10 protein-coding genes and 1 tRNA gene are annotated in these 12,470 nt (G+C 49.5%); 6 read left to right on the top strand and 5 right to left on the bottom strand.

Annotated features, from left to right (window positions below; translation table 11 throughout):
• Nucleotides 1-4 precede the first annotated feature (4 nt).
• Genes AMF_RS07025 through truB form a run of 4 tightly spaced genes read right to left on the bottom strand, consistent with a single transcriptional unit; the run spans nucleotide 5 to nucleotide 4,496 of the window.
• Nucleotides 5-781, bottom strand: coding sequence for a class I SAM-dependent methyltransferase (locus AMF_RS07025; protein ID WP_010267480.1), 777 nt, complete (start codon nucleotides 779-781; stop codon nucleotides 5-7).
• A 5-nt stretch (nucleotides 782-786) separates the two neighbouring features.
• A complete protein-coding gene (gene pnp / locus AMF_RS07020) occupies nucleotides 787-3,204 on the bottom strand; it encodes a polyribonucleotide nucleotidyltransferase (protein WP_012658930.1) in 2,418 nt (805 codons plus the stop codon).
• 51 nt (nucleotides 3,205-3,255) lie between these two features.
• A complete protein-coding gene (gene rpsO / locus AMF_RS07015) occupies nucleotides 3,256-3,537 on the bottom strand; it encodes a 30S ribosomal protein S15 (RefSeq protein WP_010264232.1) in 282 nt (93 codons plus the stop codon).
• Nucleotides 3,538-3,575: 38 nt separating this feature from the next.
• The gene (gene truB / locus AMF_RS07010; protein WP_011114317.1) at nucleotides 3,576-4,496 is read right to left on the bottom strand and encodes a tRNA pseudouridine(55) synthase TruB; all 921 of its coding nucleotides are present in this window, start codon (nucleotides 4,494-4,496) and stop codon (nucleotides 3,576-3,578) included.
• Nucleotides 4,497-4,765: 269 nt separating this feature from the next.
• Here truB and AMF_RS07005 point away from each other — a divergent pair, with 269 nt between their 5' ends.
• Nucleotides 4,766-5,839: a rod shape-determining protein gene (locus AMF_RS07005; RefSeq protein WP_044051809.1), complete on the top strand. Its 1,074-nt coding sequence runs from the start codon at nucleotides 4,766-4,768 to the stop codon at nucleotides 5,837-5,839.
• A gap of 108 nt (nucleotides 5,840-5,947) precedes the next feature.
• Here the strand turns inward: AMF_RS07005 and mreC are convergent, their stop codons facing one another.
• Entirely contained in the window at nucleotides 5,948-6,814 is an 867-nt protein-coding gene (gene mreC, locus AMF_RS07000; protein ID WP_244825253.1) for a rod shape-determining protein MreC, read from the bottom strand.
• 233 nt (nucleotides 6,815-7,047) lie between these two features.
• Here mreC and AMF_RS06995 point away from each other — a divergent pair.
• The 5 genes from AMF_RS06995 (at nucleotide 7,048) to AMF_RS06975 (ending at nucleotide 12,389) form a co-directional block, all read left to right on the top strand.
• Nucleotides 7,048-7,121, top strand: a tRNA-Arg gene (locus tag AMF_RS06995).
• 23 nt (nucleotides 7,122-7,144) lie between these two features.
• The gene (locus tag AMF_RS06990) at nucleotides 7,145-8,380 is read left to right on the top strand and encodes a cation:dicarboxylate symporter family transporter (protein WP_223822852.1); all 1,236 of its coding nucleotides are present in this window, start codon (nucleotides 7,145-7,147) and stop codon (nucleotides 8,378-8,380) included.
• 160 nt (nucleotides 8,381-8,540) lie between these two features.
• Nucleotides 8,541-9,713, top strand: a complete 1,173-nt coding sequence (locus tag AMF_RS06985) for a cation:dicarboxylate symporter family transporter (protein ID WP_010267470.1) — start codon at nucleotides 8,541-8,543, stop codon at nucleotides 9,711-9,713.
• Between the two features lie 27 nt (nucleotides 9,714-9,740).
• Nucleotides 9,741-10,325 (top strand): tRNA (adenosine(37)-N6)-threonylcarbamoyltransferase complex dimerization subunit type 1 TsaB, encoded by a 585-nt coding sequence (gene tsaB / locus AMF_RS06980; RefSeq protein WP_010267469.1) that lies wholly within the window; start codon nucleotides 9,741-9,743, stop codon nucleotides 10,323-10,325.
• A gap of 168 nt (nucleotides 10,326-10,493) precedes the next feature.
• Nucleotides 10,494-12,389, top strand: a complete 1,896-nt coding sequence (locus AMF_RS06975; protein WP_037348536.1) for a peptidylprolyl isomerase — start codon at nucleotides 10,494-10,496, stop codon at nucleotides 12,387-12,389.
• Nucleotides 12,390-12,470 lie beyond the last annotated feature (81 nt).

The raw sequence follows: 12,470 nt of genomic DNA, 5'->3' as shown, positions 1-12,470 counted from the left end.
GCTTCTACTTGTTACCCTTCAGCACAACAATTTCAAATTGTACGGGAGCGCCGGCAGCATCATGCTCGTTTATAGACTGCTTATATAGGCCCCATGCTCGTTCCATAACATTCCTGCTAAGCGGCTCATAATTTCGGCGTATGGTGTTACCCTCCCCCATGTTTTTGAGGCCATGAAATAGGTCATACAGACTATTATAAGCCATTTCAACAGTACTAACTTCTGCAACAAGCCCGGAAAGGCCACAAAGTTGCAGACACTCAAGCATATAGGGGGTAGAGTGAAAGGGTTGGATTCTGGGCGCTACACGCAGCCCCTCAGCGGAGGCCAAGGCTTTTTTAACCCCATACAGAGTCCCACTGCCAAAGGTTGCTGCAACGAAAGCCCCACCATCCCTGAGTATAGCGCGAACTCGTGCAAACACCCTGGCCAAATCATTAACGTTATGCAAGGAAAGATTACTGATGACAAAGTCGAAGCTGCAATCCTTGAAGGGCAGCGCTTCGTCGTCAGCAACAACTAGGAGCCCCCCGCCCACACCAGCAAGCATCTCAAGCGAAACATCACACTGAACTATGCTAGAGCCATCAGGCAAAATGCGCGACAGCTCGCTGGCCACAAGGCCATTCCTGCATCCCAAAATCAGCACGCTGACAGGACAATTCCGCAAGAGGATAGCCACTCTGTCACAAATGAGAGCGGCCACCTCAAAAAAAAGCGGAGCTGAAGCGAAGCACGCACGGGCCCTGCGGTGCCTTACAAGCCTCCTATCGAAGGACACTCAGCCTAAAAGAACCTGGGCTTCTTGTTGCCGCCCCCACCAGAGGCATGCTGCGGCCCGCTACCTCTACGTCTGTCGTTACCATGTACCGGATCAGGCGTACCAACATGCTGAGGAACACTGTAACATCCGCCACTGCCGCTACCTGAACTTCCAGCACTACGGCGACGCACGGGCCTTCCGCCACTGCCACCACTACGCCTTCTCTCCCTAGCGGGGCCAGAAGCATAGTCTCGGAATCCGGAAGCACCGCCGCTGGCATCTCCGAACTGAGGGCCATTCTTCTTATTAGAAGAATATGACTCATGCTCCAACAGATCCCCACTATCTTGATCAACTCTACGCATTGAGAGCTGCACGTGATCTTTATCGATACCGATAACGAGAACCTTCACCTTATCATCAACAGCCAGGACATCGGACACCGAACCTATGTGTTCGTTTTTTATCTCGCTAATGTGCACAAGCCCTCTTCTACCGCCCAAGAAGCTGACAAACGCACCGTACTTGGCAATTTCGCTGATCACGCCACTAAAAACCTTACCGACCTCAGGCTCAGAGACTATGCACATTATCATGTTCTTCGCCTCTTCAACGGCATCCCTGCTTACAGCGTATATCATAACGGTGCCATCTTGAGATATTTCAATCTTAACGCCAGTCTTCTCACAAATTTCCCTGACGTTCTTCCCGCCGGTACCTATGACGTTTTTGATTTTATTCTTATCGATAATCATGGATTCCATCCTGGGCACGTGGTCTCGCACCCCCTCTCTGGATTCCTTGATTACCTTATCCATCTTACCTATGATGAACAGCCTACCATCCTTAGCCTGCTGGAGGGACTTTTCAATTATGTCAAAGCCTATGCCCCGTATTTTCATGTCCATCTGGAGAGCAGTAATACCATCCTTGGTTCCGGCAACCTTGAAGTCCATATCCCCAAGATAATCCTCGTCCCCGATAATGTCGGACAGCACCGCGTATCTGTCACCTTCCTTAATGAGGCCCATGGCAATTCCAGCCACGGAAGACTTAAGTGGCACGCCGGTATCCATGAGCGCAAGAGACGCGCCGCACACTGTGGCCATAGAGGAGGACCCGTCGGACTCAGTAATCTCAGACACAACCCTAATGGTGTAAGGAAAATCCGCCTTTGTCGGCAAAACCGGGTGAATAGCCCTCCAAGCGAGTTTTCCATGCCCTATTTCTCTCCTACCTGGAGGACGAAGCGCCGCAGCCTCACCAACCGCATAAGACGGGAAGTTGTAATGCAATAAAAACCTCTCCCTCCGGTCTCCGTCGAAGCCATCAACCACCTGTTCATCCTGCGGAGTACCAAGCGCAGTTATTACTAGAGCCTGCGTGTCACCACGGGTAAACAGCGCGGAGCCGTGAGACCTGGGGATTAAATCGACTTCTATTTCAATGTTGCGTATCTGATCGAAGCCTCTACCATCAACACGCTTAAGTGTGTCCAAGACTCTGGCACGAACCAAAGACCGCTCGAATGTTTTGATCGCTAAGAGGACCTCCTGCTCGGTATACTCACCGCTCTCCTCAACGTGTTTTCCTGCACAAATCTGAGTACAGGCCTTCCCTGGCGGCATCAAGCTGGAGCACTCTGGTTTCTTATTGTGGTCACTGTACGCGACCGAAAATTTCTCTGAGTAGCCACTACTTATATCGGATACCACCTTGCCTATGTCGTGCGGAACAAACTCGACAACGTCCTTTGGGCCCGCAGCCTCAGCAAATTCTTCAATCAAATCCAAGACCTGAGCACAATTTTCGTGCCCGAAAGTCACAGCACCCAGCATTTCCTCTTCGGAAAGTTCAGATGCCTCCGACTCCACCATAACCACAGAGCTTTTCGTACCCGAATAAAACATGTCGAGCTCGCTCCTGGCCAATTCCTCAGCCGAGGGGTTCAGTATGTAGCGCTCTTCCTCTCTGATGTAACCAATTTTCGCACCGGCTATGGGTGTGGGAAACGGTATTCCCGATATAGCCAGAGCCGCCGCCGCACCTATGAGCGCTACGGTTTCCGGTGGGCTCACTTGGTCATAAGATAGCAAATTGCACACAATGACAATCTCGTCGCAAAACCCCGTGGGAAACAGCGGCCTAATGCTTCTATCAACCAACCGCGAGATCAGCGTTTCTCTATCAGAGGGCTTACCCTCCCGCTTGAAGAACCCACCTGGAATTCTACCTATAGCATAACTCTTCGCAAGAAACTGAACTGTCAACGGCAAAAAATCAACCGGCTCCTTGGACTTTTGCGAGACAACGGTCGACAGTACAGAAGTCCCCCCATAATCAACAACAACGGCACCATCCGCCTGGCGAGCTATCTTACCACTCTCAATAACTAATAGCCTATCTCCCCACTCTACACACTTCCTCGTTATATCAAACATACCAACAATTCCTACCCTCTAAAAAGCGCCTATAGCGCACAAACAACAACATCAGTGAAATACATCCCTTATGCCAAGCCTCTTGACTAAATCCAGATACGCATCGTTCCCGTATTTATTCCTGACATATTGAAGCCCCTTGCGCCTCTTGCAAACAAGTACCATGAGGCCACGCCTACAGTGAAAATCCTTCTTGTGAACTTTCAGGTGTTCAGTCAGATTACGTATCCTTTCCGAGAGAATTGCGCATTGTACATACGCGGAACCCGTATCCCCATCTTTAACCTTGTACTCGGAGATCAATTCAGATTTTTTAGCAGGTGTAATAGACATAAAAACGCAAGGTCCTCCTCTCGGCTACATAAAGAACTTTAGACATCAAAAACGCGCACCGGCCTAGCGGTGCCATTTACAACCTTGCAGACAGCGACAGGAACGCCACCCACCCGGCTTAGGTAACACATATCATAATTCTCAGCGGCATACAAGCCATTTAAGCTTGTGCGCTGTAAACTCACACTTTGTCCCTTTTTCACGATCTCCGCCACCTCCGCATCTACGTGCAACCTTAAAAGAGCATCCCCCATAACGTATGATATCGGAAGTAGCGCCTCATTCAGAACATCAGCATCCGCCAATGCCTCTAGTCTGTCTAATGTTACGGAATTTTCTTCCGAGAAAGGCCCTACACTTTTCCTGCGTAAAAAGGAAACATACCCAAAACACCCAAGGGATGCGCCCAAGTCGCGCGCAAATGAGCGAATATACACCCCCTTTTTGCATACAATAAGGAAATCTGCAGTGTTGCTTTCTTCGTCCGCAGACAGCAAGTCTATGCTGACAATGCACACCTCCTTGGGTGGCAGTGAAACGGCTTCCCCCCTTCTCGCAAGACGATACGCCCTTACTCCCCGCACTCTAACCGCAGAAAATGCCGGAGGTACTTGCCGTATATTCCCCACAAACTGGCCTAATGCCTCTCTTATACTATCCGCGCTCGGCCTCAAGCTGCTCGTCTTGATAATCTCACCTTCAGCGTCGTCAGTAGAGCGTTGAGACCCCCATTGTACCGTAACTGCATACGACTTCAACCCATCAACCGCATACGGTATGGTTTTCGTCGCCTCACCTACAGCAACAGGCAGCACCCCGGTTGCTAGAGGGTCTAACGTGCCCGCATGGCCAACTTTGCAGTTAAAAATCTTCTTTACCCTACCAACCACACTGCCGGAACTCATGTGGAGAGGCTTATCTACGTTTAGCCATCCATATTTTACTCTCGCACTTTGCAATTATCCCGCACCTAGCTAAGCTCTCACGATCTATACGTTAGCAGCCTTTGCGACTAATCGCAGCAAAAAACAAAATATTCCTTTATTGGTATAAAAAATTTGGACTCAGGGCGTGCTTTTGATTCTATATGTGCTATATAGATGTGTGTACATGTGTGCACCGTCGGGCGTGTGTGCCATTGGGTTGTGGCTGCATGGCGGTGGGTGCTGGTTTCCTACTTTGGTATATTGTTATGGTGAGTCTAGATCTATTGCCTGATGCCCTGAACATGCGGGCGGCAAGTTTTTTCGATCGGTGCGTGCATGCCCTGTCTTGCAGCGGGCTTTTCGCTAGTGATATGGCAATTGACCTGGGAACAGCAAACACTCTAGTGTACGTTAAAGGCAGGGGCATAGTGCTTAATGAGCCGTCTGTAGTGGCTATCCTGAAGGAAAGGGGTAATTACGTCCCGTATGCATTCGGGGCCAAAGCGAAAATGATGCTGGGAAAGACTCCCGGCGGTATCGAGGCTATACGCCCGTTGAAGGATGGAGTTATAGCTGACTTTAAAGGCGCGGAAGAGATGATCAAGTTCTTCATTAGAAACGCCAGCAAGCGTAGAACCATAAACAGCCCCACAGTGGTGATATGCGTTCCTTCTGGCTCCACTCCCGTTGAGAGGCGCGCTATACAGGATGCGGCCGAAGGTGCGGGAGCCGGAGAGGTTTTCCTGATAGAGGAACCCATGGCTGCGGCAATTGGCGCTGGAATGCCAGTCACCCAACCTGAAGCATCGATGATCGTTGATGTGGGCGGTGGGACAACCGAAGTGGCTGTCATATCCCTGGGAGGAATAGTATACTCTCGCTCGGTACGGAGCGGTGGAGACCTAATGGACGAAGCCATAGCATCATACATAAGGAAGCACTATAACCTCTTGGTGGGTGAGACAACCGCGGAGAGAATCAAGAAAAGCATTGGGGCCGCCTGCCCTCCAGAATCGGGAGATGGTGACACCGTTATTGTAAAGGGTAGAGACCTCAGCGACGGCGTGCCAAAGGAAGTATATCTGTCGGAAAGGCAGGTTGCAGAAAGTCTGGCAGAGCCAGTGGGGCAGATAGTATCTGCGGTACGGGTTGCGCTAGAGTGCACACCTCCTGAGCTGTCTTCTGACATCATGGATAAGGGCATTATGGTCTCCGGCGGTGGTGGTATGCTCAAGAATCTAGACCGCTTGCTGGCCGAAACGACCGGGCTCCCGGTTGCAGTTGCATCTAACCCGCTGTGCTGCGTGGCATTGGGCACAGGCAAGGTACTGGAGGAAATGGATGCCCTATCACACGTACTGTTCAAGCAGGATTGAAGTTTCCAATTCTAACCACCTGATAGTATATACAGATGCGGGGGCCGTGTGTTCTCTCGGTTAAAGTGATACCTTCGGTGTGTGTGCCGCCTGTACCGCATACGCTAGCTAGTCGATGCTCTCGCCGTGCATGTGCTTCGCGCTCATTACGCTTACCACACCTATTTCCCTCAGGTTTACCGACGTCACCACCTTATTCTGAGCCAGTATATGTCCTACATATATCCCATGGGGAAATCCTTCATCATTCCCAGTAGTAATCACCAAATCGCCATCATGGAGTTCGGTATTACTAGAGGACAGATGGGTTAGCACAAGACCCTCAGCCGAACCGGCGAGTATGGCATTCACACCACTTTCCACAACCATCACTGGAATGCGAAAATCCTTGCTCGCGATAAGCAGCACCCTGGCACTATGCTCGCCCACATCTGTGGTTTTACCGATGAGCCCCTGGCTGGTAACAACCGCCTGCTGGTCCCGAATCCCTTCCCTGCGCCCTATGGGTAAAAAAACATGCTCTCGGGTACCATCATACACAACAACTGCACGTGTTGTGACGTAACTGATATCCGCATGATGGGAAAGGAAGTTCAGCATCTGTTTAAGATGATCATTTTCCTTAGCGAGGATCTTGACCAGCACTCCACCAGAATCCGCGGCCTCATCTTGAGTTATGCCGCCATCACACACAATAATATCGGCACTGCGGTTCCACTTCAGCACATCCTGTACCTTCTTTGCAACAGAAACACACAAATCCGCCGTTTCGGCGCGTAGCCGCACAATATTAGTCTCATATAGCGGGTATGTGCAATACAACACAATGCCACAGAAAATTAGTAGTGCTGACTTAACCCTTGCGGGCCCGGCAGACTTTATCTTCAAATTCTTAAGCAATTCAGAACCACGTTTTATCTCTACGCACTGCAAAGCAAAGTGCAGCACGTGACCTTCGTCGAATGTTAGCAACAATTCTGTGCATCGCACAAACATTTAAACTTGTTGACAAATTGATTCTGTAGCTCTCACTTAACGCGCAACATGCCACGGCACCATGGCTGAGGCACTGCGAGCAACGACCACATTTATCGGCACACAGTGATGTCTGGAGGTTCGGTGATGCAAGGCCTGATAAAAACGTAAGTTTCTAAAAGAATTTTGTTTACACGGGCGCGTTTAATCGATAACCTACCGGTTGCTTAGATGCGCCCTTAGCTCAGATGGATAGAGCATTTGACTACGGATCAAAAGGTCGGGCGTTCGAGTCGTCCAGGGCGCGTGCCGCTGTGGTGCACCTCCCATTTGTTGTTCCTGTTTTTGCGTATGGTTATTACTCAGTCGCTCAAGCTTGTATTACTCCTGCTGGTTTTGGTGGCCGCGTTTTGCTTTGCGGACTATGTCCCCTACACGCTAAAGTCCCTGTGCTACGCAGCTAGCCTCTCTATCAAAGAGGTTTTGGTGTTTGTGCTTCCACTGGTAGTTTTCAGCATTGTTTTTCACTCCACAAGCAAATTGCGGGGAGATAGCGCTGTAAAGACATTACTTCTCCTAATTTCGATGGTAGCGCTGTCAAACTCCGCATCGGTGGCCGTGGCACATTTCCTCGGAAGCTACCTATCAACTTCAGCAACCCACTCAATAATCTCAGGTGCACAACAAAACGCGCGCACGCTAGAGCCACTGTATGCCACTTTCCATTTACCATCTCTGATCAGCAGCGCAAAGTCACTGGCGCTCGGCTTCACGTGCGGGATAATACTTCCTGCAGTGTTGGGCAAAAGGTCCATCGACTTGTCTGAAAAGTTATCTAACTTGAGTGTTTTTATTCTTGACCGGATATTTGCACCCGTACTTCCAATATTCATACTAGGATCCGCCTTCAAGATGGAGAGTGAAGGCGCTCTTACCAGTTTGCGGGACAATGCGGGAGTTGTAGTATACATCTTTGCCTCTGCGTTTTTGTACACTACATTCCTGTATCTTGCAGGGAGTGGTTTTTCGCTGCGAAAAGCCCTTGGAACGATGAAAAACATGCTTCCGGCGGTCGTTACCGGGTTGGGCACAATGTCTAGTCTGCTGACCATGCCAGTGACGCTCACCGCCGTGAAAAGGAGCATCAAGCACCCGCACATTGCAGACATATCTGTGCCAGGTTCCGTCAATATACACCTACTCGGAGACTGTTTCGTCTCTGTAATGTTATTGCCGCTGCTGGTGGCAACGCTTGGGACAGAGGCTGTTACAACCTCTGATTACGTACACTTCCTGGTGTATGTGGTGTTGATGAAGTTTGCCGAGGCTGCAGTCGCTGGAACGGGATTAGTGCTTATGTTTCCAGTGGTTGAGCAGTATTTGCATTTTTCGCCTACCATGCTTTCGCTCGCTACTACACTTTTCATTCTGCTTGACCCCTTAATCACTGCGGTGAATGTGTTTGGCAATGGGGCGTTCTCCGTGCTGTTTGCAAGGGTGCATGACTTGCTTTTTCATCAGAAGAAAAAGCCCAAACGAGCGAGCGTATCTGGTCGCATACGTTAACAAATGTTTTCTATATTACTAAATTGGGATTAACAGCCAAAAATTTATTACATGCACGAACTTAGGATATACCATCGGCGGTTTCGGCCCCATACAATGGCGTATGCGCCGGCATTTGCCTGCACACAGACGCGGGGCTTTTTTAAGCGATTGGAAACATATGTTCAATAAACATTCCCTGAGATTTGGGCTTTTGCTGGCACTCTCGTTGCTGGCATTCGCATTCGCAGATTTCGTACCGTATGAAGTACGGTCCTTTTCATACGCCGTAAGTTTATCCATAAAGGAAGTACTGGTCTTTTTACTACCGTTTATAGTATTCGGCGTCGTTTTCAGGTCGGTAAGCCGGCTACAAAGCGGCAATGCAGTCAAGATAGTAGTGCTGCTGATCACTATGGTGGTGCTCTCAAATGCGGCGTCGATATCCTCAGCGTATTGTGTTGGTAAGTATATTGCATCTACCAGCAAAACCGTAGTACTTCAAAATGCAGCAACAAATGGGGGGCTGGAGCCCTCATACGTGTTTCACCTCCCTCCTCTGGTGAGCACGATCAAGGCCGTAATCGCGGGGTTTTTGTGCGGGATGATTTTACCAAAATTTCTGCCACAGAAATCAGAAAAGGCCGCCGCTACTTTGTCGCGCATCAGTGCATTTGTCCTGGAGAAGGTTTTCACGCCCATCATTCCCCTTTTCATCGTTGGGCTCGTATTTAAAATGCAGAGTGACCAGCTGTCACAAGTGCTCCGCGACAACGCGGAGGTGGGGTTCTACATGTTCCTTGCGGTGTCTACGTATATTGTCCTATTTTACTGCGTAGGTGAGCGTTTTGTTATACGCAAAGCCATAGCGATGCTTAAAAATATGGTACCCGCTGCACTAGTCGGCTTCACTACCATGTCTAGCCTCATCTCCCTACCCTTGATTATAAAATCGGTGAAGAAAGACTCTGAAAACCCGGATATCGTAGACATAGCAGTGCCTGCTGTAATCAACATACACATGTTGGGAGATTGCTTTTTCATCGTAATAATGTCACTAGTAATATCGGGTACGTTCGGCAGCATTGAGTACGTTACCGCGTCTGACGCCATTTTGTTCATGCTCTGTTTCCTGATATCCATGTTCGCAATAGTGGGAGTACCTGGAGGTGGGGTTATAGTGATGCTGCCTATAATAGAAAAGTATCTTCACTTTTCCCCTACTATGTCGTCCCTAATAACCACGTTGTACGTTTTGTGTGACCCGGGCATCACGCTTGTAAATATTTTTGGGAACGGGGCATTTGCGATACTGTTTACGAAGGCCCATAAACTACTAATCTCGAAGAAATAAACATAGGGAGGCGTGTAGGTGAAGGTTATGGCGTTGGATGCCTCAGGCACCCAGTGTGCCGTTGCGGTATTTGACGTAGACAGACAAAAATTCTCTGAGGCGGTCAGCCCCTTACATAACAGACATGCCGAGTCGTTGTTTTCTCTCATTGACTCCGCACTTGCAGATTCTGGATCTACTTACCTTAGCCTCACCCATACCGTGGCCACCGTTGGGCCGGGCAGTTTCACGGGCTTGAGAGCCTCTCTCGCCGCTTTACAGGGGTTCAGGTTGGTTTCAAACATCCCTGTACATGCGGTAACCTTGCTCGAGCTCCAGGCATATCTCATATCAAAACACGGTCCCACAGGTAAAGACATACTGTCCATAGTAGAGCTACCCAACGACAGCCGCGCGTACAGCCAGGTGTTCAACAGCAAGCTGATTCCCATCACCAATGCCGCCATAGCAGAACGCAATTTAATATCTGAAGAAGGCTACGCTACACTTCGCTGTTGCAAAATTCCCGACAGTACAAATGCCAGAACTGCCGCCGAGTTTCTTGTATATAAACTGCTGCACAAATTGCCGGAAACCCCACTTGCTCCGATTTATTCCCGTTCTTACACCTAAAATCTAGAAGTACTGGAAGCCAGCCTATGCCACTGCAAATAGTAACCATGGGTGACAGCGCACCGCCGTTATGGCCCCATTATTCGTAGTTATGCCGCGAGAAAAAACTTGCAGATTGCCGCGGCTTGCTATATTCCTCGAGACAGGTCGGTCTGCTGGTGGCTTGCTATGAGGCTCAGAAACGTCTTCGTGGGTGCGGTTCTCGCCGCGGTGTTGTGCGCTTTCGTGTTTGTCACATTCGGTAGTGTGCTACCCTTTGGCGGTACCGCAAGTGATAGGTGTGTGGCGAAAGTGGGCTCAAGTTGCCTGTCACTGAGGGAGTACAGCATGGCTTACCGTGGGGAGCTGTCATATATAGAAAGTTTGGTGCACCAAAAGCTATCTGAAGATGACATAAAGCGGTTTGGCGTTAAGGAGATGACGCTTAGCAGGATGGTTGACGACATGGTGCTGGAAAAGTTTGCGAAAGAGCTAAACCTGCGGGTAAGCAATAAGAGCATCAGAGACCTGATAGGGGACATGCCCATGTTCCAGGACAAAAGCGGGAAGCTAGACGAACAAAGGTTTAAAGACCTACTGGCTGATGCGGGGATGACTGAGGCTTCATACATTGGGAAGGTGCGTGACTCTCTTCCGGCATTTGTGTTGTCCGAATGTATTTTCCCAAGGTCAGGTGAAGTATATTCACAGTATTACGACGGATTTGCGCAGGACGTTCTGCGCGGCATTATGCAGTCTCGCACGGTAGATATAGTGGAAATCTCACAAAGCGCTGTGGAAAACACCTCAACACCTACCGACAGTGACTTGGAAGCGATGTACAACGAAGGCACTAAAAATGGTGAGCTGATTATGCCCGAATACAGGAGCGCGGAATATATGATCGTCAGCGAGGACGACGCGCTGGACGAGGTTACCGCTTCCAATGACGAGGTAGAAAGCGAGATAAAGAATAGCGAACTTCATGACCAGAGAGATGTTTTGAATCTCGTGTTTCCTAGTGAGAGCGAAGCAAGCGCCGCCTATAAAGCCATCAAGGAAGGGAAGGCGTTCGAGGCGGTTGTTAAAGACTTGGGCACAACAGTGGAGGAAGTTACCCTGCGAAACGTCACCAAGGAGCTTTTGCCGATCGAGGTCCGAAACACGGTGTTTGATCTGAACGAAGGGGAGGTAAGCGGGGTCTTCCGCAGTGTCGTGGGGTGGCATGTCATGAAGATTTTGAGCAAGCACCCTATTTCCGCAAAAGATCTGAAAAAGCTCAAGGAAAAGGTTGCAATGAGCATAAAAAGGCAGAAGGCTAGAGAGTTGTTTTCCGCCAGTATCAGGAAAGCCAATGAGATGATAAGTCACGGTGCTACGTCGTTCTCCGAAGTTGCAGACGTGTTCAAAAAGCCTGCCATAGGCGCTTTAAAAGATTTTGACAGTAACGGGCAGGACTCTACAGGCAAGAGTCACACATATGCGGAGGAGTCGTCCTTTCCGGGCATAGTTGGGGCTTTGCCGCCCCTTGCGTTTTCATCCCAGGTGGGCAAGCCTTCGCATTTTGTCAGCATCGGCAATGCATATTTTAGTGTCATAGTAACCGGCGTCACGCCTTCAAGGACCAGGACTTTCGATGAGAGTAAGTCTCTGCTGCTAGATAAGTGGAAAAATGCTTTCGTGGTTGGTGAGATGCTCAAACTTGCCAGCGATCTGACAGCGAAGCTAAAAGCGGGCGAAAACCCAGGTAGTGCTGTGGGCATTGTGACAAAAAAGAATGAAAATATCAGCAGGGTAAACAGGAAAAAGGGTAGTAGCAACTATCCGGAGGATCTTGTCGACCAAGTGTTTGAAATGCGCATAGGTGACGTGGGCGAGGGGGTGATAGATCAAGGCGCAAATAAGATTTTTATAGCAACGCTTAAGGACATCAAGACCCCAGGCCAGGTCAATGAAAAAGAGCTAAAAGAGTTCCAGGCGCACTTCACCAGCAGCGCGATATCATCCATCAGGCGGCAGCTGCTTAGTCATCTCACAAACAAGTACGGCGTCAAGATTAATAAAAAGCTGCTTGAAGGGGTATAGCGGCGCGGGCTATCGGGAGGGAATGAGAAAGGTTGTTTTCCCTCTGGTGGCGGGTTTGCAGAGCGTTTAGGTCTTGGTGAC

Origin of the sequence: Anaplasma marginale str. Florida, assembly GCF_000020305.1 — a bacterium.
In the GTDB taxonomy this organism is placed as follows: Bacteria; Pseudomonadota; Alphaproteobacteria; order Rickettsiales; family Anaplasmataceae; genus Anaplasma; species Anaplasma marginale.
The sequence above is the reverse complement of the archived record's forward strand: the minus strand, read 5'-3'. Positions and strand labels throughout refer to the sequence as shown.